Source organism: Pseudomonas sp. GW821-FHT02A08, from assembly GCF_059422045.1.
The window spans coordinates 63,414-83,844 of the sequence record NZ_JBWKWD010000022.1 but is presented as its reverse complement, the minus strand read 5'-3'; the positions used below and the strand labels follow the sequence as shown (position 1 = coordinate 83,844).

The window sequence follows — 20,431 nt, the reverse complement described above, 5'->3', positions numbered from 1 at the left end:
GAAGCACACCCTGCGCCACGGGATTCCCGACGCCAATCCGGTTACAATCGGCGCCCTTTTCGATTTTCCCAAGGAGCCTCCATGTCCGGGCTTGAACTGTTTGCCGCCGCCCTCGGTGTCATTGCCGTCTGGCTGACAGTCAAACAGAACCCCTGGTGCTGGCCCATCGGCCTGGTCATGGTGCTGCTCTATAGCTGGATCTTTTTTGAGGTGAAACTTTACTCGGACATGTTGCTGCAAGTCGTCTATGCCGCCTTGCAGCTTTACGGCTGGTGGCAATGGACACGGGTGGGTGAAACGACCCATGGCCGCGAAGTCAGTCGGCTCGATAGCCCCTCCATGGCGTTGAGCCTGGCCATTGGCGCACTCGGCAGCCTGTTGCTGGGGGCGGCCATGGCCCACTGGACCGACGCCGCGCAACCCTGGCTCGATGCCGCGCTGACCGGGTTCAGCCTGGTGGCGCAGGTCTGGATGGCGCAAAAACGCCTCCAGTGCTGGCCGCTGTGGATCACCCTCGATGTGATTTTCGTCGGGTTGTTCCTCTATAAAGGCCTGTACCTGACCGCCACCCTGTACGGATTGTTCACCGTGATCGCCGTGCAGGGCTGGCGCGAATGGCGCGCCGACCCGGCGTTGCGCGCATGAAAGTCCTGGTACTCACAGGCCCGGAATCCAGCGGTAAAAGCTGGCTGGCGACCGAGTTGCAACAGCGTTTCGGCGGGGTTCTGGTCGACGAGTATGTGCGCTGGTTCATCGAGCAGAATCCGCGGGACACCACCTTGGCCGACATTCCGGACATCGCCCGCGGTCAATTGGCATGGGAGGACGAAGCACGGGCGCAACAACCGTCTTTGCTCATCCTCGACACGCACCTGCTGAGCAATATTCTCTGGAGCCAAACCCTGTTTGGCGACTGCCCCGCCTGGATCGAACAAGCGCTACTGGCCCGGCATTACGACTTGCACTTGCTGCTGTCGCCGGAACATGTCGAATGGACGGATGACGGCCAGCGTTGCCAGCCCCGATTGAGTGAGCGCCAGGCATTTTTCGACCAGACACTGGCCTGGCTCGAGCGCCACGCACAACCGGTTCAAGTACTGCACGGAGATTGGGCCGAGCGCCGAATCCAGGCACTGCACGCCGTGACCCGATTGCTCGGCGCCTGACGGGCGTTTGGGGCAATTTCCCCACCATCCCCCCTGTCCCGGGGGAAAGTGTCCGGTCCTGAAACACCCTCCCTGTCTCAAACAACCTGTTTCAGCGCCCTGCACCGCTTGATCATCGGATGTGTTAAGTCATTGATACAGCATCGCTGAAACCCTTGTTCCAGAGCGATTTATCTGCATTTGCGTGCTGCCTGCGCAGTTTTTTGTCTCAGCGTTGAAACATCTTCGACAAAGGGTATCCGGCCAACATCAATAAACCGTTGAATCAACACGACATTCAAAAAACGGCACAGCTTTCGCTCTCTCCTTCACACAGCCGACCAGAGCCAGCCCACATGAGAAGGAAAGAGCGTCGTGGGGATACTCGATAAAAGAGTCTTGACGTGCCTGCTGCTGATCGCAAGCAGTGCGGGCACGTTTTTCAGTTTCGCCGTTCAAGCCGAAGGCAACGGCGTCATCGTGCTTGATCGCACCATTCACTCAACCCCTATCGGTCGCAGCGGCGGCAGAGATCCGAACCCGAACACCGTCAATGCCAACCCGTCGACCCGCGTCACCGGCGAACTCAGCGACGCCGACATTGCCGGGGTCACCACCGGAACGGCCCTTCGCCACAACTACGGTCAAAGCCCGGGTGGCATGCAAGGCCTCAACGTCGTCACCAACCCCAACGGTTTGCCCGGCATGTCCGTCGGCCACGGCGGTGGCAGCGGCAGCGCGATTTCCGGAACCATCAACCGCGCCATGAGCAGCGGCCTCGGCTCACTGGGCAGAATGGCGGGAGGCCAATGAGATGAGTCGATCCCTGCTGCTACTTGCCCTGTTCGGTTGCACCTGCGTAATGGCGGATTCGGTCGTCAGTTCGGTGAACAACGCCACCCTTCAGGATTCCGGTACTCAATACCGGGGCAACTTCAACGTCAACCAGGCGGCTGGCGACCGACAGCAGCAGGCCAACGTCCGCGCGATCGCCATTGGTACCCAGGCGGGTGCGACCACCAGCGTCCAGCAGAACATCACCACGCCCGCCAATCCGTCCATGGATGCGACGGCCACTATCGGCGGCTCCTCTTTCAGTAATGGCAACGGTGTGCTGGGCGTCAACCAGGGCGTCGGGGCGAACAACCAGATGGCCAACGCCATGCGCGTCAGCATCAGCGCTGCACCGCAAGCCATTGACGATAGCGCGCTTTCTCAACAGAACGTGGCGTTGCTGCCGAACTCAGGAGCAACTGGCACCCCAAACGGCAGTCGCCAGGTCGTGACAAGCGACCAGGCCTTCACCGGCAGCCGGGGAGTGATCCAGGTGAACCAGAGTGCCGGGGTGGGGAACCGAATGGCTAACACCCTGAGCATCCGGGTCGCAGACTGACCCCCGATACAGTGCGCTCAGGGAAGTACCAACACTTGACAGACAAATGAGCACGGAGAAACACCATGAACCCGACAACGGCTCTCAAACCTCTGGCTTTCGCTCTGGCAGCCGTGATGGCATTCGCAGCACAAGCCGGCGGTCTTGATGATCACGAGCAGGGCAATGGACAAGATAACAACCATCAGCCCAAAGGCCCGACGCTGGAACAAATCATGCAGATAACAGCAGGTGCCGGGGCCGCCGTGCTGGACTCGCAGAAAAGCAGTGGCAACAGCGTATTGAATCGGGACACCACGAACGACGCTCGAATCGATGACTCCCTGAACAACTCCAACGGCAACATGGGCGCCAACGTTGCAGCCGGTAACGGCAACCAGCAAGACAACGCCGCCGCCCTTGCCACGGCTGACGAAAGCTTCATCTTCGGCACCGCGGTCGCCGTCTCCAGCGCGACTCAGAAGAGCACCGGCAACACCGCCAGGAACAACTCCAACACTAACAACACAACGCTCAATAACGCAGGCAACAGCGGTTCCGGCAACATCGGCATCAACGTGACCACCGGCGACTTCAACCAACAGAAAAACAACCTGGCGATTGCCGTTTCGGGCGGTCGTGTAGCAGTAGCTGCGGCGGCAGCCAACCAAAGCACGTCCGGGCTGAACGTCACCAACAACGCCCAGACGACTGATTTCGTAGCCGTAGGTGTACTGGGTCTGTCTGGCGTAACCACTCAACAAGTGATGACGCCGGAGGGCTGGAAACCCCCTGTCACCAACAATTCTTCGATAACGGGCTCGATGAACAACTTCTCCGGTAACGGCGGAGCCAACGTATCGTCTGGCGTGGGCAACCAGCAAAGCAACTCGCTGTCCATCGCCGCGGGCTGCAAGTCTTGTCAGTAATCGCGATGGCAACGCAAGCTCCGGCGACGGTTTTTTTTCCACAGTCCCAAGGCGTATCGATCATGCGTAAGACTGTCCTTTTCGCCCTGCTCTGCCTGTCTGGCCTGACCCAGGCCGCACAGATGCCGGTCGCCGCCCTGCCGGGTGGTGTGCTGGTGTACAAGCACGTACAGAGTTTGCGCGAGCGAAAGTTCAGCGACATCGTCGAACAAAAAACCGATTTCAGCTGCGGCGCCGCCGCGCTGGCAACGATACTGCGCCAGGCCTATTGGCTCGATGTCGACGAGGAGCACATCATCAAAGGCATGCTGGTCACCGCAGACCAGGACCTTGTGCGTACCCAGGGTTTTTCCATGCTGGACATGAAGCGCTACATAGAGCGCATCGGCATGCGCGCCCGGGGCTACAGGATCCCGCCGCAAAGGCTCGAAGCCGTGACGATTCCGGTGGTGGTACTGATGGAAATTCGCGGCTACAAGCATTTTGTGGTGCTACAGAGGGCGGACAAGAACTGGGTCTATATCGGCGACCCGGTACTCGGACACAAACGCTACGCCCATGATGACTTTGTCAAAGGCTGGAATGGCATTATTTTCGCTATCGTCGGTCCCGGTTACGACAAAACCAATGCGTTACGCAGTCCACCGGAACCGCTGACTGCCAAGAACAAGATGGATAACTTCAACCCGGTCAAAGATGCTGAATTGATGGATTTTGGTTTCATACAGAGCGACTTCTTTTAATCGCCAACAAGATGATAGGGGGCAGGATGCTCCGGGAGCAGCAAATGAAAACCTCGTATTGGGTGGTCGCTGCCTGTCTGGCAGCGAACACTTCAGGTTTTGCTGAAGAGTTCAGGCCCATCGAAATCAAGGACCAGGAACTGGCCGAGTTGCGTGGCCGGTATGTGATGCCGGGGCGGGTCATCAGCTTCGGTGTTGTCATGAGCAGTACCTGGCGCAATGCCAGTGGTGACCTGATCGGAGCGTCCACCTCGATGCAGCTTCAAGCCGCAACGGTCAAACCCGAGTTCTATGTTTCAACCATCAAGCAATCCGGCCATGGCGGTTCGTCCAGGTCGGGCAGCGGTCACGTGTCGGGGGGCGATGCGCTGAGCACTTCCCGGGGGATAACCCAGGTCACACGGGCTGCAGGCGATGACAACAGCGCAAACAACAACATCGCCATCAACGTCAAGGAGGCCAGCACGGCCCCTGCACTGGTGCCGAGCCAGGGCCAGGCGCTGATAGCCGGTCAAACCATTACCGGCAGCAATGCCGCAGGCAGTGTCGCCGTATCCGCGACCGGCGGCGGTGTTCAGATGTCCATTACCGCCAACAACAACCAGGGCACAAGCCTGCAACAGGTCGCCCAAGGCGGGTTGCTGCAAAACACCCGGTTGCTGGGCAGCAGCAATATTGTGGACAACATGACTCAACTCAACGTGGTGCTCAACAATAATGGCCCGAGTGCGGGTGTACTGGAGTGCAACCTCAACCAACTCGCTGCATTACGGACCATGGGGTATTGAACTACGCTGAGTCTGGACCATTGGGCACAAATGGACGGTTTATTTCATGTACCGATCAGTATCACTGCGTGCAGTTGCATGCTTGAGTGCTCTACTCCCGGCAGCGATATTGCAGGCAGCACCTGACCCGGAACTGGTGGCGCTCAAACAAGAGCTTCTGGAGTTGAAACAACGATACGAAGTCCAGCAAAAGGCCCTGGCGGTGCTCGAGCAGCGAGTTCGCCAGGTCGAAGAGCAGCCCGCTTCGCCCCCACCCAAACGCCTGGCCAAGTCGCCAGCGGATCTCAAAGGCAATCCAGGGGTCGCCGCCGGGGGCAGCGGCAGTTCTTATGGACAATCGCTGGTCAGTGACTCGCAACCGGCGCAAAGCGTTTCAAACCTGTATGACGAGGCCAGCGGGTTCTTCGGTGGAGGCAAGTTCAGCGTCGAAACCGGGATCACCTACTCCCGGTACGATACCCGCCAACTGATCCTCAACGGGTTTCTCGCCCTGGACTCGATCTTCCTGGGTGCCATCAACCTGGACCGGATCAAGGCCGACACCTGGACGCTTGACCTCACCGGCCGCTACAACTACAACAATCGCTGGCAGTTCGACCTTAACGTGCCTGTGGTCTACCGTGAGTCCACGTATCAGTCCGGTGGCGGCAATAGCGGCGCCGCAAACATCACGACCGAAGAAACCGTCAAGGAAGACCCGACCATAGGTGACGTCAACTTCGGTATCGCCTACAAATTCCTCGACGAATCGGCCAACACGCCGGATGCCGTGGTGACCTTGCGCGTCAAGGCACCTACCGGCAAAGACCCGTTCGGCATCAAGCTGGTCCGGGTGGCCGACAACTCAAACCTGGCCGTGCCTGAATCCTTGCCTACCGGTAATGGCGTCTGGTCGATCACGCCGGGGATCTCGCTGGTCAAGACGTTCGATCCGGCAGTGCTGTTCGGCAGCCTGTCCTACACGCACAACCTGGAAGAATCTTTCGACGACATCAGTTCCAACCCGGCGGTCAAGACACCGGGTAAAGTACGCATTGGCGACAGCTTCCAGATTGGCGCCGGTATCGCGTTCGCCCTGAACGAAAAGATGAGCATGTCGTTCTCGGTCTCTGACCTGGTGCAACGCAAAAGCAAGCTCAAGGAAGACGGCGGGGACTGGCAATCGGTGGTTTCCAGCGATGCCAACGCCGGTTACTACAACATCGGCATGACCATTGCCGCCACCGACAACCTGACCATCGTGCCCAACCTGTCCATCGGCATGACGGACGACGCCCCGGACTTCCAGTTCAGCCTGAAACTCCCTTACTACTTCTGACCCGAACAAAAAAACCGCTGCAATGGCAACGGTTTTTTGGTTTGCGGCCGGGGTTCAGCGAATCTGGTGCTTGTGCAACAACCGGTAGAAGGTTGGTCGCGACACACCCAAGACTTTGGCGGCGACACTCAGGTTATCGCTGTGGCGATTCAAAACATCGCACAACGCCTGGCGTTCGGCCCGGGACTTGTATTCTTCGAGGGTGCCCATCGGCGCGGCGATCGCATGCTGACTGATCAACCCCAGATCACGGGCCTCGATCTGCCGCCCTTCGGCCAACACCAGCCCGCGACGGACGCGGTTGGCCAACTCGCGAACATTGCCTGGCCAGTCGTGTTTGCCCATGGCAATCAACGCGTCGTCGCTGAAACTGCGTGGGCGACGCCCGGTTTCATGGCTGTAGAAATGGGAGAAGTGGTTGGCCAGCACCGCCAGGTCGCCATGACGCTCGCGCAGCGGAACGGTCGCCACTTGCAGTACGTTCAAACGGTAATACAGGTCTTCGCGAAAGCGTTTCTTCTCGATGGCGGCTTCCAGGTCAACGTTCGTCGCCGCCAAAACCCGAACATCCACCTCAATCGGCTGACTGCCGCCGACCCGCTCGATGTGTTTTTCCTGGAGGAAGCGCAACAGGTTGGCCTGCAATTCCAGTGGCAGGTCACCGATCTCATCGAGAAACAAAGTGCCACCGTTGGCGGCTTCTATCCGTCCGATCTTGCGTTGGTGTGCGCCGGTAAATGCGCCTTTCTCATGGCCAAACAACTCTGACTGGATCAAGTGTTCAGGGATCGCCCCACAATTGATCGCGATAAAGGGTTTGCTGTGACGGTGGGACAGACGATGCAGGGTTCGTGCGACCAGTTCCTTGCCAGTGCCGCTTTCACCGCGAATCAGTACTGGAGATTCGGTCGGGGCCAGTTTGCTCAAGAGCTTTCGCAGTTCACGGACAGGTTTGCTGTCGCCCAGCAATTCGTGCTCGGGCTGGTCAACATGGACCGTACCCTGCCCGCGCAACCGCGCCATGCCAAACGCCCGACCCAGTGTTACCTGAACCCGGTGCACGTCGAACGGCAAGGTATGAAAGTCAAAAAACCATTCACAGACAAAGTCACCGACATTTTGCAGTCGCAGTACTTCCTGATTGAGTACGGCTATCCACTCGGTACCGCTGCGGCTGATCAGTTCTTTGACTGCCTCCGGGTGCTCAAGGTGCGAGGGCTGCAAGCGTAGCAAGCCTACGTCACAGGCCCGGTCAACGGCGTTCTCCAACGTGCAGCTGTCAACGTCCCAACCAATATCGCGCAATCCAGGGAGCAGGCGATAGCAATCGTCACAGGGGTCAACCACTAACAAACGTCGTAAGGCAGGCACATCGCTCATGACTGTTCCTTGGCGCCAAATTTACGAAATTTTATTAAAAACAGTCATTTGGCAGACCCGACTGTAACATTAGCAAGAATTTGACAGGGCCTTGTACTGTTTGACTATAGGGGTGCTAGAAAAGCAGTTATAAGTTTCGAATATGTTAGTCACCTAACGACTCTTTCCTTTCATCCAGCTTTCAATGTCAGGCTCATTTTTGAGTCTGTGAAATAAAGTGGAAATTTCTTTTGATTGTGTGTGACCCGAACCCCGGTTGCGGGCATCAGTACAAGTAACCCGCCGAACGGTAAGCCCAACCCTCGGCACATCACTTGATTGGGCATACAGAGAGAAGACCCTATGAACGCCCCGTTGCGTATCAACGAAGCACTTCTGATTGCCGACCGCGCATTTAAACCATTCAAGTGCGTGGCCTGGGCTCCACAAGACGGTAATGGTGAGCTCAGCCTGACCGTTATCGACCGCACCAGCACCAGCATTGGCCGCAAGCAGATTCCAAGCAGCGCCTATTCCGATCCCGCGCAACTCGAATTGCTGCTGGAACAGGCTCGCGCCGAATTGAGCGAGGAAGGTTACACGCTGCAGTCGTGGTCGATGCCGCACTAATCGTTTTGCGGATTACTCCGGGGTAATCCGCGCCCTTCTCCAGTCTTTAGTTCACAGGTTATTCTGGCCGTGGGCACTACTTGACACTGTTTAATTCAAACTTTGCATGCGCCTGATACTTTGCAGGCTCGCCATTGGTTCGAAAAGACACTGTTGTGGCACACAACGACCCTCCGTCTGTTAGTTCTTGCAGTTGTGCATATTCCCATTCAGGGGTTGAATAATCTCCTTATCAAGTCGCCACCCAAACTTCTGGAGCATGACGACTCGCAAGGAGATGCGGTGCATGTCTATCCGGTCCGCTTTTGCCTACCCCGCCACCCGGCATAACGCCGGGGCCCTTGACTCGTCGTTTGCCGCCAACGGCAAAACCCAGGTCTATTTCGCCGACAGCCTTTTCAGCCTGGCCAATGACGTTGCGATCGATGCACAAGGTCGCTTGCTGGTAGCCGCAAAAGTTGGCATGGCCGATGGCAGCCGCTTTGGCGTGGCCCGCTTACTGGCGGATGGTTGCGCAGACCTGACGTTCGGTAAACAAGGCAGTGTCATCGGGCAATTCGAACCGGGGTTCGAAGCCATGGGCACCAAGGTCCTGATCCTGTCCGACGGCAATATCCTGTTGGCCGGCCTGCAATACGAAAACGCGCACCGCACACTCCCGGCCCTGGCTTTGCTGGATCAGGACGGCGGCCTGGTGCAAGGCTTTGGCGATAATGGCCGCCGTGTCGTGCGATTGCCTGGTGGTCTGTCCCTGGGCATGCGCGATGTCTGGCTGCCTCCCGGTGTGCCCGGCGCGGAAGCCTGCGATGTGGCCGTACAGCAAGACGGCCGAATCCTGATCCTGGCCAACCATCACTTCGAACTGGCCGATCACGTCGGCATGTTGATACGACTGGATGTCGAAGGCTCGCTGGACTGCTCGTTCAATGGCCGCGGCTTCGTGATGGTCAGGCACCTTTTGATGAATACCTGGCTCAGCAGTCTGACGGTACAACGTGATGGCCGAATCCTGGTCGGTGGATCGATCAACTTTCCCGAGGAAGGCTTGCTGGCACGCTATCACCCGGACGGGCGCCTCGACGACCGTTTTGCCGTGGACGGATTCATGACCTTCAAGGCGCAAGGGCATGGCGCCCGGGTCAGCCGGGTGGTCCAGCAAAACGAAGGCGAAATCCTGTGCTTTGGCAGCAGTCGCAAGCCGATGCACTGCCTGACATTCAAATTGCACAGCAACGGTCGAGCCGACAGCCATTGCAACGGAGGACACCCCCAGCGGCGGGAAATCGGTCACAACGGATGCCAGTGGACCGCCGCGCAGTTACAGCCCGATGGCAGTGTACTGACGGCGGGCGCCACCATCGGCGGCGTCGAAGCAGACTTCATTCTCGGGCGGTGCCTGCCCAATGGCCTTCCCGATCGCCGTTTTGGCAAAGGCAGCGGCTATACCCGTACCCGCCTCGGCCCCAGCCTGGATACCGCCACCTGTGTCGCCGCGCAAGCCGATGGAAACATTGTCGTGGGAGGCTTTTCGCTGCACGGAAACTACAAGGCGGTCATCGCTCGCTTCCAGGGTTAAACACCGGCTTTTTTACTGCGCTTGATCTTCTGGCGTGCTTACGGCAAGTTGCGCGCTTCTCAAGACAAGGAGCAGCCGATGTCCGGTTCAATGGCCCAGGCGTTCGCGCACAACTTTCTCGGGCACTCGCCCCGTTGGTACAAGGCCTGCATCGTCGGCTTTCTGATTCTCAATGCCCTGGTGCTGTGGACCGCAGGTCCGGTGGCTGCCGGCTGGCTCCTGGTGCTGGAGTTCATTTTCACCCTGGCCATGGCGCTCAAATGCTATCCGCTGATGCCCGGCGGCCTGCTGCTGATTGAAGCCCTGCTGCTGAAGATGACCACACCCCAGGCGCTGTACGACGAGTTGCTGCACAACTTCCCGGTGATCCTGCTGCTGATGTTCATGGTGGCCGGTATCTACTTCATGAAGGACCTGTTGCTGTACCTGTTCTCGCGCCTGTTGCTCGGGGTCCGCTCCAAGGCCCTGCTGGCCCTGATGTTCTGCTTTCTGTCGGCCTTTCTGTCGGCGTTCCTCGACGCTTTGACCGTAACCGCCGTAATCATCAGTGCCGCCGTAGGCTTTTACTCGGTGTATCACCGCGTCGCCTCGGGCAACGATCCGCGTCAGGACAGCGAGTACAGCGACGACAAACATCTGCCCACCCTGCATCAGGGCGATCTGGAACAGTTCCGCGCCTTTCTGCGCAGCCTGCTGATGCACGGTGCCGTGGGCACCGCACTGGGCGGTGTCTGTACGCTGGTCGGTGAACCGCAGAACCTGCTGATCGGCCATGAAATGGGCTGGCACTTTTCCGAGTTCTTTACCCGGGTTGCACCGGTATCCCTGCCGGTCCTGGTTGCCGGGCTGGTAACCTGCGTCCTGCTGGAAAAGCTGCGCTGGTTCGGCTACGGCACGCTGCTGCCGGATAACGTCCGTGCGGTGCTGGCCAACTACGCCGCCGAAGACAATGCCGAGCGCACCACGCGTCAAAGTGCAGCACTGCTGGTACAAGGCTTTGCCGCATTGATTCTGATTGCCGGGCTGGCGTTCCACATCGCTGAAGTGGGTTTGATCGGTCTGATGGTCATCGTGCTGATCACCGCCTTTACCGGCATCACCGACGAACACCGCCTGGGCACCGCGTTCAAGGACGCCATGCCGTTCACCTCATTGCTGGTGGTGTTTTTCGCCGTGGTCGCGGTTATCCACGACCAACAACTGTTCGCCCCGCTGATCCACTGGGTGCTGACGCTGCCGGCGGACCAGCAACCGGGCATGCTGTTCATTGCCAATGGCCTGTTGTCCGCCATCAGCGACAATGTGTTCGTGGCGACCATTTACATCACCGAAGTCAAACGCGCTTTCATGGCGGGTGAGATGACCCGTGAGCATTTCGAAACCCTGGCCATTGCGATCAACACCGGCACCAACCTGCCAAGCGTGGCGACGCCCAACGGGCAGGCGGCGTTCCTGTTCCTGCTGACTTCGGCGATTGCACCGCTGGTGCGCCTGTCTTATGGGCGAATGGTCTGGATGGCGTTTCCGTACACCGTGGTGATGGGCTTGCTCGGGTGGTATGCGGTGAGCTACTGGCTGTAACTCCCCAACCCTGTGGGAGCGAGCTTGCTCGCGATGGCGGCGGCACATTCACATCCAAGTGCCTGACAGACCGCTATCGCGAGCAAGCTCGCTCCCACATTATCCGAGGCGGTGCCAGACGCGACCGTCACGGGTGAGCAGTTCTTCGCCGGCCTTGGGGCCGTTTTCTCCGGCGGCATAGCGCTGCACGCTGGAATCCTGTTGCCAGGCATCCAGGAACGGCTGCACGGCGCGCCAGCCATTCTCGATGTTGTCGGCGCGCTGGAACAGCGTCTGGTCGCCCGTCAGGCAATCGTAGATCAGGGTTTCGTAGCCGGTGGACGGCTGCATCTCGAAGAAGTCCTTGTAGGCGAACCCCAGCTCGATGTTGTCCATTTTCAGGGCCTGACCCGGGCGCTTGGCCAGCAGGTCGAACCACATGCCTTCGTTCGGCTGGATCTGAATGCGCAGGTAGGTCGGCTGCAGCTCATCGACCTCGGTATCACGGAACTGCGCATAGGGCGCCGGCTTGAAGCAAATCACGATCTCGGTGTCACGCACGCTCATGCGCTTGCCGGTCCGCAGGTAAAACGGCACGCCGACCCAGCGCCAGTTATCGATCATGACCTTGAGGGCCACATAGGTTTCGGTATTGCTGTCGGGGGCGACGTTGTTTTCCTCGCGATAGCCCGGCAGTGCCTTGCCGTCGATCTCACCGGCGGCGTATTGGCCGCGCACCGAGTTGACGCGGGCCTCCTCCACCGTCCAGGGCCTGATCGCGCCAACGACCTTGGCTTTCTCGCCGCGCACCGCATCGGCGCCAAACGCCGCGGGTGGCTCCATCGCCACCATCGCCAGCAACTGGAACAGGTGATTGGGCACCATGTCCCGCAACGCACCGGTGTGCTCATAGAAACTGCCACGGGTTTCCACGCCAACGGTTTCGGCGGCGGTGATCTGCACGTGGTCGATGTAGTGATTGTTCCAGAACGCTTCGAACAGGCTGTTGGAGAACCGGCTGACCAGGATGTTCTGCACGGTCTCCTTGCCCAGGTAATGGTCGATGCGATAGATCTGCTTTTCCGTCATCACTTTGAGCAGGCAAGCGTTCAAGGCTTCGGCCGTTTGCAGGTCGGAGCCGAAGGGTTTTTCGATCACCACCCTTCTGAAGGCCTCGGGGGTTTCTTCCAGCAAGCCGGCCGAGCCGAGGCGGCGCACCACTTCGCTGAAGAAACGTGGCGCGGTGGCCAGGTAGAACACCGCATTGCCGGTACCGCTGTCGGCGATTTTCGCCGCCAGCGCTTGATAAGTGCTGTCGTCCAGGAAATCGCCCTGGACGTAGCTGATGCCTTTGGCGAGCTTGGTCCACAGTGCCGGGTCAAGGGCTTGATCGCCCTTGCCGGTCCTGGTGGCCACCTCGTTGCGAATGAAGTCTTCGAGCTTTTTCGCGAAGCCTTCATCGCTGATGGCGTTGTGGTCAACGCCGATGATCCGCAGTCCATTGCCGAGTAAACCATCACGACTGAGGTTGTACAGCGCCGGCATCAGCAGGCGCTTGACCAGATCGCCGTGGGCGCCGAACAGGAACAAAGTGGTCGGCGGTGCGGGTTCAGCCTTGGATTTTCTGCGGATCGTGTGGGTCATTTTTTCGAGGTCTCCACATGGCCACCAAAGCCGAAGCGCTGGGCCGAGAGAATCTTGTCGCCAAAGGTGCCTTGCCCGCGGGAACGGTAGCGGGAGAACAGCGAGTTCGACAGCACCGGCACCGGCACGGCTTGCTCCATGGCGGCTTCGATGGTCCATTGTCCTTCACCGCTGTCGGCCACGGACCCGGAGAAACCGTCGAGTTTCGGATCGCTGGCCAGGGCGTCGGCCGTCAGGTCCAGCAACCACGAGGACACCACGCTGCCACGGCGCCACACTTCGGCGATATCGGCGACGTTCAGGTCGAAACGCTGGTCTTGCGCCAGGTTCTCGCTGTTTTTGGTCTTGAGGATGTCGAAGCCTTCTGCAAACGCCTGCATCATTCCGTATTCGATGCCGTTGTGGATCATCTTCACGAAATGCCCGGCGCCGGCCGGACCTGCATGAATGTAGCCACGCTCGGCACGATCGTCGTCGGACTTGCGGTCCTTGGTGCGCGGGATGTCGCCCATGCCCGGGGCCAGGGTTGCAAACAGCGGATCGAGGCGCTTAACGGTCTCGGCATCGCCGCCGATCATCATGCAGTAACCGCGCTCCAGGCCCCAGACGCCGCCGGATGTTCCGACGTCGATGTAGTGCAGGCCTTTTTCCGACAGGGTCTTGGCCCGGCGGATATCGTCCTTATAGAAGGTGTTGCCGCCGTCGATGATGGTGTCGCCGGTTTCGAGCAAGGTGCTCAGGGTGTCGATGGTTTCTTCGGTCGGCGCGCCGGCCGGCAGCATGACCCAGACCGCACGCGGCCTGGCCAGGCCAGCGACCAGCGCCGACAGATCGGTGACGCCAGTGGAGCCCTCTGTGGCCAAGGCTTCGACAAAGGCGGTATTGCGATCGTAAACAACGGTGGTGTGCCCGTTGAGCATCAGGCGTCGCGCAATATTGCCGCCCATGCGGCCCAGTCCAATAATCCCGAGTTGCATGTGCTGATGCTCCCTACTACAAATTAAAGTGTGTCAAAGGTTATAGCCCAACGCGACTCATGAGGTTAGTCCAGAGCGTTGGCGTGAAGTTTCCGGGCATTGTGCCCGATCCTGATGGATAACGTCGGGAATCAAACCGAAGACACAACGACCATGAAAAATAAAAAAGTTCCCTTTGGGGGCAAAAGAAATCAAAATTGGCGCCGATAGTAGGTCAGCCCCGGATTTCGAGGCGCACCTACAGTTGAGACACGCCATTTGCGAGGTGAGCAATGGGCACAGTACATACCGCACTGCCAGCACAAACTCTTTACGTCACTATCCGTCGCGATGAATTGCGCCAGTTGAAAGACGAATGCGATCAATTGAAACAGGAACTGGCGCAACTGCGGCTGTTGCTGCAAGTCAGTCAAGTGCAGCCCCTGGCTGTGGTGCAACGCGCCCCACTCGCCTGATTCCCACCTTTGAAGCGGGAGCAGCCTGCACTGCTTCCGCACCGGCTCACGCCCTGCCACCCTTGGCAACTCACAAAATTTTCACAATTGTTACACGACAATTACACGTTTAGGTCGCCTGATTCCGCGCGGCCATCGTTCGTCGTCCGCGGTATCCAAGTCCCGGCGGTGGTAGTGAATTCTCGGCTGGAGCGCTGAATGTCTTTGTGTAAACGCAGCAAAACGACTGCGGCAGGTTTCGATTGGGCCGGATTTGTCTGGCTGTTTGTATTCTTCTGGTACTTTTCCGGCATCACCCAACTACTGATCCAGCTGACTGGCACCTCCGGCTTTACCGGGTTCCGCCAGGCCTTCGTCATGAGCGCCATCTGGCTGGCGCCGATGCTGCTGTTCCCCCGGCAAACCCGTGTCATGGCCGCCGTGATCGGCGTCGTGCTGTGGGCGTGCTCCATGGCGAGCCTGGGGTACTTCTTCATTTATCAGCAGGAATTCTCCCAGAGCGTCATCTTCATCATGTTCGAATCGAACGTGGCTGAAGCCGGCGAGTACATGACCCAGTACTTTGCCTGGTGGATGGTCCCGGCGTTCCTGGCCCATACCGCTTTTTCCTGGTTCCTGTGGACACGCCTGCGCCCGGTGTACCTGTCCCGTGGCAAGGCGCTGGTCGCGACAACAGCCCTTCTGTTCGCGGTGGTCGCCTATCCGCTGATCAAGCAGACCCAGCGCACCGGCAGTTTCGCCGCCGGCTTCGAGAAGTTCGAAACCCGCATCGAACCGGCGGTGCCATGGCAGATGGCCGTGGCCTATCACCGTTACCTCGACACCCTGGCCGGAATGCAGGACATGCTGGAAAGCGCCAGCAAGATTCCACCGCTGCACAATCTCAAGGACGCCATGGCCAACGCGCCTGCGACCCTGGTGCTGGTGATCGGCGAGTCCACGAACCGTCAGCGCATGAGCCTGTACGGCTATCCCCGGGCAACCACGCCGGAACTGGACAAGCTCAAGGATCAACTGGACGTTTTCGACAACGTCATCACCCCGCGCCCCTACACCATTGAGGCGCTGCAACAGGTCCTGACCTTCGCCGACGAAGAAAACCCGGACCTGTACCTGTCGACGCCATCGCTGGTCAGCATGATGAAACAAGCGGGCTACAAGACCTTCTGGATCACCAACCAGCAGACCATGACCAAGCGCAACACCATGCTCACGACCTTCTCCCAACAGGCCGACGAGCAGGTGTACCTGAACAACAACCGCAACCAGAACGCCGCCCAGTACGATGGCGACGTGATCGAGCCGTTCAACAAGGCCCTGGCCGACGGGGCACCGCGCAAACTCATCGTCGTGCATTTGCTCGGCACGCACATGAGCTACCAGTACCGCTACCCGTCGACCTTCGACAAGTTCCAGGACCGTGTCGGCGTGCCTGCCGGTATTCGCGATGACCAGTTGCCGACGTACAACAGCTATGACAATGCCGTTCTGTACAACGATTTCGTGGTGTCCAGCCTGATCAAGGACTACGCCAGGACCGAGCCGAACGGCTTCCTGCTGTACCTGTCCGACCATGGCGAAGACGTGTTCGATTCCGTGGGCCACAGCACCCTGGGGCGCAACGAGAACAAGCCGACAGCACCGATGTACACCATTCCGTTCATGGCCTGGGCTTCGCCGAAATGGCGCGCAACCCATGACTGGAACCTCGTCGGTGATCTGTCGCGTCCTTACAGCAGCTCGCACCTGATCCACACCTGGGCTGACCTGGCCGGCCTGAGTTTCGACGAACTCGATCGCAGCAAGAGCGTGGTCAGCGACAGCTTCAAGGCCCGGCCATTGATGATCGGCAATCCCTATGAGCGTGAGCAACGGGCCTTGATCGACTTCAGTTTGATGAAGCCCAGGACGCCACCGACGGTCGTCCAGCAGTAATCCTTTCAGGGGCCGGTTCCGGCCCCTTTTTCATGTCCTCGTTGCAGCCATGCAGGTCGTTGGTGAAGTTCATTCCCATTTAACCGAATCGGCGGATAATGCCATTTCGACACTGCTTCATTGATTCATGGACGAAAGGCATCCGACATCTGTAGTGGGAGGCAAACCATGAAACGCACTGCAATGATTCTCGCCGGCCTGATGGCCTTGGGCTCAACCAGCGCTTTTGCCGAAGGCGGAGCCGAACGCATGCGCTATTACTACGAAAGCCTGCGACTGGCCCAGCAAGAAGCCCTGGGCCACCCTATCCAAAGCACTGAGCTGCGGGTTCCGGACGATCAAACCGCACAAATGACTGAAACCTACAGACCGAAATGATCCATGGTCTTTTGACTGCGACGCCAGGGTCGCACAAGACTGTCGGGCGTCCTGATGGACGCCCTTTTTTTGCCTGTTGAATCAGAGGCTCTTGGTCCAGAACAGCATCCGCCCGTGAGCCGGGTCGAACATGCCGGCGGCGAAACCGGCTTTTTCATAGGAGCCCTGGGCCACGGCATTGCCTTCCAGCACTTCCAGCGTGAGCTTGCAGCAGCCACGCTGACGGGCGATGTCCTCGACCTTTTGCAGCATCTTCTGGCTCAAGCCCAGGCCGCGAAATTTTTTCACCACCGACACATCGTGCACATTGACCAGCGGCCGGCAGGCGAAGGTCGAGAACCCTTCGAAGCAATTGACCAGCCCGGCCGGCTCGCCACCGACAAAGGCCAGCACACTGAAGGCGTGGGGACGCCGGGCAAGCTCTGCCGGGAGTTGCTCCAGTACATTGGCCGGCAACGGCTGGCCGCCCCCCATCGGGTCCTCGGCGTAGTGGTTCAACACCAGACAAATAGCCTCGGCATGCACCGGATTGGTGTAACTGGCCTGAAGCACAAGAATTTCTGCGGAGTCCATTTCCATCCTCGATCACACATGAAGTAGCCCCCAGCATGTATTTCACGCTGAAGTGCGCGCTGACCATAGCGCGAGCACCGTGCCGACGACAATCGCAACCGAGGAAATCTTTTGGCGCTCAAGCGCCCCAGATCAAGGCTTCGGTCCATCCCAGCTCGGCAAAGTCCTCGGCGCGCAAGTGCGACTCACCGGCGCAGAAAAACTCGTCGAGTTGCGGTGGCTTGACCGACGTACCGCTGAGCATGGCGTGAACCTGGCCGCGGTGATGGATCTGGTGTTCAAACAAATGGGACAGCAGGCGCAAGCGACTGTCGTATTGCGGGGTGTCCCGGGCGATGGTCACGATTTTGCCGAGGTCGGCATCGCGCATCTGCTCACAGTAGGCGATCAGCCGGCGGTCGACGCGGGCCTGTTCGCCAATGAGATCCGTCGCTACGAGACAGGGCTCGTCTTCCTTGAAAAACACCCGGCAATCGGGATGCGGGTCGTCGCCACGCAGTTCGCGCTCCAGAGCATCCACATAGAACCAGTCACAGGTGAGGATGTGGTTGAGGGTGGCGCGGATCGTCGGGAAGAAACTGACCCGGGGTGCGCTCAGTTCCTGCGGGCTCAACTGACGCCAGGCCTTGGCCAGTCGGTGATTGGCCCAGGCGTTTTGATAGGCCATGGTCAGCAAATGGTGCGACAGGGGCTGATTCATCTTCGCTGCTCCCGATCAGACTTCGGCAAACCGCTGCAGTTGCATTTCCTGCAATCGACTGAGGGTGCGGCGGAACGGGAATTCCAGATAACCCTCGGTGTAAAGCGACGCCATGGGCACTTGCGCTTCAAGGTACAGCGGCACCTTGCGGTCGTAGCACTCGTCCACCAGGGCAATGAACCGTCGCACACCGTCGTCATGCACCGACAACTGCGGCAACTCGCGATCCCCCGCGTCCACCCGCTCGACACCGTCCTCGGTGCCGCGGGCAATGCGCCCGGCGCGTTTCTGTGCGCTGAGGTTGGGCACGTCACTCAACAGAATAGCGCCGTAGGTATCGCACAGGGCGATGAAATCCATGGCCGCGAAGGGTTGCTCGCACAGCGCGGCGTAACGGGTCCAGAGCACCGTCGGGCTGGCCTTGACCACCCCGAGGGAGCGGTGGCCGACCTGGATCGGGTCGCACGATATTGACTGGCCGACGCTCAACACCTGGAACACTTCATCCAGCGCGCCGGGCCTGCCGGGCTCGGCCACCCAGTAGCGTTGCAAGCCCGCCCCCGGATGCAGGCGATGGTCTTCCCCGCCATCCACCGCAATCACCTGCATATGCTGCTTGATCGCCGCGATGGCGGGCATGAAACGGTCGCGATTGAAGCCGTCGGCGTACAACTGGTCCGGCGGCAGATTGGACGTGCAGACCACCACCACGCCCTGTTCGAACATCACCTGGAACAGGCGCCCGAGAATGATCGCGTCGCCGATGTCATTGACGAACAGCTCATCGAAACACAGCACCCGCACTTCTTCGGCCAGTTCACGGGCCAGCGCCTTGAGCGGATCGGCGGTGCCGGTCAGTTGAAACGAGCGCTGGTGCACCCAGCCCATGAAGTGGTGAAAGTGCTGGCGCCGCGCCGGTACCCGCAGGCTTTGGTAGAACTGGTCCATCAACCAGGTCTTGCCCCGCCCCACCGGCCCCCACAGGTACACGCCGGAAATGGGCGCGCGGCCTTCGTACAGCGCCTCGTGGCACTTTTGCAGAGCCCACACGGCATGTTCCTGAGCCTCGTCCTGGACAAAGCCCTTTTGTTCGATGGCATGCTGCCAGGCGCTCAAGGGGGATTCGATAGTCATGGGCGGCAGTATGCCATTGCGTATCGATAGCGCGACCAGTGATCGGCGAATTAATGCAGGAAGGGAAAGCGCCTTGACGCATTAGATTATTACCATCATATTTAATAGATGTTTATTGAAATCTATTAAATCTTGTCGCCATCCCTCTGGAGCCATCCCATGCATTACAAAGTTTTCGGTCGTAAAACCGGCTTGCGTGTTTCCGAACTGGCGCTGGGCGCCGGTAATTTCGGTACCGGCTGGGGCCATGGCGCCGAGCGTGACGAAGCCAGGCGCATGTTTGATGGCTACCTGGAAGCCGGCGGCAACTTCATCGATACCGCCAATGGTTATCAGGGCGGGCAGTCCGAAGCCATGCTCAGCGAATTCATCGCCGCTGAACGGGATCGCCTGGTCATCGCCACCAAATACACCCTCGGGACTACACCGGCGGCCGGCATTTCCCACACTGGCAACAGCCGCAAGAACATGGTGCGCGCCGTCGAAGAGAGCCTTAAACGGCTGAAGACCGAGCATATCGACCTGTTCTGGGCCCATATGAGCGACGGCGTCACGCCTATGGAAGAGATCCTGCGCGGCTTCGACGATCTGGTCAGTGCCGGCAAGATTCATTACGCCGGGCTGTCGAACTTCCCCGCGTGGCGCATCGCCCGTGCCGACCTGCTGGCCGAGGTACGTGGTTTTGCACCGATTGCCGCGATCCAGGTCGAGTACAGCCTCGCCGAACGCACCGCTGAGCGTGAACAACTTCCGATGGCCCAAGCCCTGGGCCTGGCCGCGACCTTGTGGTCGCCGCTGGGTGGCGGCTTTCTCACCGGTAAGTATCGCAACAGTGAGGGTGACAATCGCGCGAACAAGCTCGGTGTGCTGATCCACGCCGAAAAAAGCGCCCGGGAAACCGCCCTGCTCGACACTTTGATCGATGTCGCCGCAGAACTGGACGCCAGCCCGACCCACGTGGCGATTGCCTGGCTGCGGGAAAAGGCCAAGCGTTCGTCCACGGCGCTGATTCCGATCCTCGGTTCCCGGACCCGGGAGCAACTGGACGCCACGTTGGGCGCGCTGAATGTGCAATTGAGCACCGAACAACTGGCACGACTGGACGGCGTCAGTGACGTGGCCAAAGGCGTGCCGCACGAATCCATTGCCGGTTCGGTCGCGCGGTTTAGCGGTGGCCGGATCCTCGACCTGCCGATCATTCCAGTGGCCTGACAC

General features: G+C 59.3%; 21 protein-coding genes. 15 read left to right on the top strand and 6 right to left on the bottom strand.

Annotated features, from left to right (window positions below; translation table 11 throughout):
- Positions 1 to 81: 81 nt before the first annotated feature.
- The 8 genes from pnuC (at position 82) to fapF (ending at position 6,295) form a co-directional block, all read left to right on the top strand.
- Entirely contained in the window at positions 82 to 645 is a 564-nt protein-coding gene (gene pnuC / locus AC07W4_RS16905) for a nicotinamide riboside transporter PnuC (protein WP_495033190.1), read from the top strand.
- The gene (locus AC07W4_RS16900) at positions 642 to 1,166 is read left to right on the top strand and encodes an AAA family ATPase (protein ID WP_495033189.1); all 525 of its coding nucleotides are present in this window, start codon (positions 642 to 644) and stop codon (positions 1,164 to 1,166) included. The genes pnuC and AC07W4_RS16900 overlap by 4 nt, the downstream gene beginning before the upstream one ends.
- Before the next feature lie 354 nt (positions 1,167 to 1,520).
- Complete coding sequence (fapA, locus tag AC07W4_RS16895) at positions 1,521 to 1,958, top strand: functional amyloid chaperone FapA (RefSeq protein WP_495033188.1); 438 nt, start codon at positions 1,521 to 1,523, stop codon at positions 1,956 to 1,958.
- Between the two features lies 1 nt (position 1,959).
- Positions 1,960 to 2,538, top strand: coding sequence for a fibril amyloid subunit FapB (gene fapB / locus AC07W4_RS16890; RefSeq protein ID WP_495033187.1), 579 nt, complete (start codon positions 1,960 to 1,962; stop codon positions 2,536 to 2,538).
- Positions 2,539 to 2,603: 65 nt separating this feature from the next.
- Positions 2,604 to 3,446, top strand: coding sequence for an amyloid-like fimbrin subunit FapC (gene fapC, locus AC07W4_RS16885; RefSeq protein ID WP_495033186.1), 843 nt, complete (start codon positions 2,604 to 2,606; stop codon positions 3,444 to 3,446).
- Positions 3,447 to 3,508: 62 nt separating this feature from the next.
- Positions 3,509 to 4,189 (top strand): fibril amyloid maturation endopeptidase FapD, encoded by a 681-nt coding sequence (gene fapD, locus AC07W4_RS16880; RefSeq protein ID WP_495033185.1) that lies wholly within the window; start codon positions 3,509 to 3,511, stop codon positions 4,187 to 4,189.
- A 26-nt stretch (positions 4,190 to 4,215) separates the two neighbouring features.
- Complete coding sequence (gene fapE / locus AC07W4_RS16875) at positions 4,216 to 4,977, top strand: fibril amyloid subunit FapE (RefSeq protein ID WP_495033184.1); 762 nt, start codon at positions 4,216 to 4,218, stop codon at positions 4,975 to 4,977.
- 46 nt (positions 4,978 to 5,023) lie between these two features.
- On the top strand, positions 5,024 to 6,295 hold the full coding sequence (fapF, locus tag AC07W4_RS16870; protein WP_495033183.1) for a fibril amyloid transporter FapF: 1,272 nt from the start codon (positions 5,024 to 5,026) through the stop codon (positions 6,293 to 6,295).
- A gap of 54 nt (positions 6,296 to 6,349) precedes the next feature.
- Here the strand turns inward: fapF and AC07W4_RS16865 are convergent, their stop codons facing one another.
- Positions 6,350 to 7,675, bottom strand: a complete 1,326-nt coding sequence (locus AC07W4_RS16865; protein WP_495033182.1) for a sigma-54 dependent transcriptional regulator — start codon at positions 7,673 to 7,675, stop codon at positions 6,350 to 6,352.
- Positions 7,676 to 8,017: 342 nt separating this feature from the next.
- On the opposite strand from AC07W4_RS16865, the gene AC07W4_RS16860 reads away from it, so the two are divergent.
- The 3 genes from AC07W4_RS16860 (at position 8,018) to nhaB (ending at position 11,441) form a co-directional block, all read left to right on the top strand.
- Positions 8,018 to 8,284: a hypothetical protein gene (locus tag AC07W4_RS16860; RefSeq protein ID WP_007970062.1), complete on the top strand. Its 267-nt coding sequence runs from the start codon at positions 8,018 to 8,020 to the stop codon at positions 8,282 to 8,284.
- A gap of 286 nt (positions 8,285 to 8,570) precedes the next feature.
- The gene (locus AC07W4_RS16855) at positions 8,571 to 9,860 is read left to right on the top strand and encodes an NHL repeat-containing protein (RefSeq protein ID WP_495033181.1); all 1,290 of its coding nucleotides are present in this window, start codon (positions 8,571 to 8,573) and stop codon (positions 9,858 to 9,860) included.
- Positions 9,861 to 9,938: 78 nt separating this feature from the next.
- A complete protein-coding gene (gene nhaB, locus AC07W4_RS16850; RefSeq protein ID WP_495033180.1) occupies positions 9,939 to 11,441 on the top strand; it encodes a sodium/proton antiporter NhaB in 1,503 nt (500 codons plus the stop codon).
- A gap of 99 nt (positions 11,442 to 11,540) precedes the next feature.
- Here nhaB and zwf read toward each other — a convergent pair whose 3' ends face one another.
- Both zwf and gnd read right to left on the bottom strand, forming a co-directional pair.
- Entirely contained in the window at positions 11,541 to 13,064 is a 1,524-nt protein-coding gene (gene zwf / locus AC07W4_RS16845; RefSeq protein ID WP_008053733.1) for a glucose-6-phosphate dehydrogenase, read from the bottom strand.
- The gene (gene gnd, locus AC07W4_RS16840) at positions 13,061 to 14,041 is read right to left on the bottom strand and encodes a phosphogluconate dehydrogenase (NAD(+)-dependent, decarboxylating) (protein WP_495033179.1); all 981 of its coding nucleotides are present in this window, start codon (positions 14,039 to 14,041) and stop codon (positions 13,061 to 13,063) included. The genes zwf and gnd overlap by 4 nt, the downstream gene beginning before the upstream one ends.
- 272 nt (positions 14,042 to 14,313) lie before the next feature.
- Here gnd and AC07W4_RS16835 point away from each other — a divergent pair, with 272 nt between their 5' ends.
- From AC07W4_RS16835 to AC07W4_RS16825, 3 genes are all read left to right on the top strand, one after another.
- Entirely contained in the window at positions 14,314 to 14,496 is a 183-nt protein-coding gene (locus AC07W4_RS16835; RefSeq protein ID WP_495033178.1) for a DUF6026 family protein, read from the top strand.
- Between the two features lie 198 nt (positions 14,497 to 14,694).
- Positions 14,695 to 16,431 carry a phosphoethanolamine transferase CptA gene (locus AC07W4_RS16830; RefSeq protein WP_495033177.1) on the top strand — a complete coding sequence of 579 codons (1,737 nt, stop codon included), beginning with the start codon at positions 14,695 to 14,697 and terminating at the stop codon, positions 16,429 to 16,431.
- 168 nt (positions 16,432 to 16,599) lie between these two features.
- A complete protein-coding gene (locus AC07W4_RS16825; RefSeq protein ID WP_008053741.1) occupies positions 16,600 to 16,809 on the top strand; it encodes a hypothetical protein in 210 nt (69 codons plus the stop codon).
- 81 nt (positions 16,810 to 16,890) lie between these two features.
- On the opposite strand, the gene AC07W4_RS16820 is transcribed toward AC07W4_RS16825, so the two are convergent.
- From AC07W4_RS16820 to zapE, 3 genes are all read right to left on the bottom strand, one after another.
- Positions 16,891 to 17,382, bottom strand: coding sequence for a GNAT family N-acetyltransferase (locus AC07W4_RS16820; protein ID WP_008053742.1), 492 nt, complete (start codon positions 17,380 to 17,382; stop codon positions 16,891 to 16,893).
- 118 nt (positions 17,383 to 17,500) lie between these two features.
- Positions 17,501 to 18,082 carry a DinB family protein gene (locus AC07W4_RS16815; protein WP_008053743.1) on the bottom strand — a complete coding sequence of 194 codons (582 nt, stop codon included), beginning with the start codon at positions 18,080 to 18,082 and terminating at the stop codon, positions 17,501 to 17,503.
- Between the two features lie 15 nt (positions 18,083 to 18,097).
- Positions 18,098 to 19,216: a cell division protein ZapE gene (zapE, locus tag AC07W4_RS16810; RefSeq protein ID WP_495033176.1), complete on the bottom strand. Its 1,119-nt coding sequence runs from the start codon at positions 19,214 to 19,216 to the stop codon at positions 18,098 to 18,100.
- Between the two features lie 159 nt (positions 19,217 to 19,375).
- On the opposite strand from zapE, the gene AC07W4_RS16805 reads away from it, so the two are divergent.
- Positions 19,376 to 20,428 carry an aldo/keto reductase gene (locus AC07W4_RS16805; RefSeq protein WP_495033175.1) on the top strand — a complete coding sequence of 351 codons (1,053 nt, stop codon included), beginning with the start codon at positions 19,376 to 19,378 and terminating at the stop codon, positions 20,426 to 20,428.
- The last annotated feature ends 3 nt before the right edge of the window (positions 20,429 to 20,431 follow it).

What these genes read in the sequence shown, in the direction of transcription:
- pnuC (WP_495033190.1), top strand. Translation starts at nt 82, where the DNA reads ATGTCCGGGCTTGAACTGTTTGCCGCCGCCCTCGGTGTCATTGCCGTC.
- AC07W4_RS16900 (WP_495033189.1), top strand. Translation starts at nt 642, where the DNA reads ATGAAAGTCCTGGTACTCACAGGCCCGGAATCCAGCGGTAAAAGCTGG.
- fapB (WP_495033187.1), top strand. Translation starts at nt 1,960, where the DNA reads ATGAGTCGATCCCTGCTGCTACTTGCCCTGTTCGGTTGCACCTGCGTA.
- fapC (WP_495033186.1), top strand. Translation starts at nt 2,604, where the DNA reads ATGAACCCGACAACGGCTCTCAAACCTCTGGCTTTCGCTCTGGCAGCC.
- fapD (WP_495033185.1), top strand. Translation starts at nt 3,509, where the DNA reads ATGCGTAAGACTGTCCTTTTCGCCCTGCTCTGCCTGTCTGGCCTGACC.
- fapE (WP_495033184.1), top strand. Translation starts at nt 4,216, where the DNA reads ATGCTCCGGGAGCAGCAAATGAAAACCTCGTATTGGGTGGTCGCTGCC.
- fapF (WP_495033183.1), top strand. Translation starts at nt 5,024, where the DNA reads ATGTACCGATCAGTATCACTGCGTGCAGTTGCATGCTTGAGTGCTCTA.
- AC07W4_RS16865 (WP_495033182.1), bottom strand. Translation starts at nt 7,675, where the DNA reads ATGAGCGATGTGCCTGCCTTACGACGTTTGTTAGTGGTTGACCCCTGT.
- AC07W4_RS16860 (WP_007970062.1), top strand. Translation starts at nt 8,018, where the DNA reads ATGAACGCCCCGTTGCGTATCAACGAAGCACTTCTGATTGCCGACCGC.
- AC07W4_RS16855 (WP_495033181.1), top strand. Translation starts at nt 8,571, where the DNA reads ATGTCTATCCGGTCCGCTTTTGCCTACCCCGCCACCCGGCATAACGCC.
- nhaB (WP_495033180.1), top strand. Translation starts at nt 9,939, where the DNA reads ATGTCCGGTTCAATGGCCCAGGCGTTCGCGCACAACTTTCTCGGGCAC.
- zwf (WP_008053733.1), bottom strand. Translation starts at nt 13,064, where the DNA reads ATGACCCACACGATCCGCAGAAAATCCAAGGCTGAACCCGCACCGCCG.
- gnd (WP_495033179.1), bottom strand. Translation starts at nt 14,041, where the DNA reads ATGCAACTCGGGATTATTGGACTGGGCCGCATGGGCGGCAATATTGCG.
- AC07W4_RS16835 (WP_495033178.1), top strand. Translation starts at nt 14,314, where the DNA reads ATGGGCACAGTACATACCGCACTGCCAGCACAAACTCTTTACGTCACT.
- AC07W4_RS16830 (WP_495033177.1), top strand. Translation starts at nt 14,695, where the DNA reads ATGTCTTTGTGTAAACGCAGCAAAACGACTGCGGCAGGTTTCGATTGG.
- AC07W4_RS16825 (WP_008053741.1), top strand. Translation starts at nt 16,600, where the DNA reads ATGAAACGCACTGCAATGATTCTCGCCGGCCTGATGGCCTTGGGCTCA.
- AC07W4_RS16820 (WP_008053742.1), bottom strand. Translation starts at nt 17,382, where the DNA reads ATGGACTCCGCAGAAATTCTTGTGCTTCAGGCCAGTTACACCAATCCG.
- AC07W4_RS16815 (WP_008053743.1), bottom strand. Translation starts at nt 18,082, where the DNA reads ATGAATCAGCCCCTGTCGCACCATTTGCTGACCATGGCCTATCAAAAC.
- zapE (WP_495033176.1), bottom strand. Translation starts at nt 19,216, where the DNA reads ATGACTATCGAATCCCCCTTGAGCGCCTGGCAGCATGCCATCGAACAA.
- AC07W4_RS16805 (WP_495033175.1), top strand. Translation starts at nt 19,376, where the DNA reads ATGCATTACAAAGTTTTCGGTCGTAAAACCGGCTTGCGTGTTTCCGAA.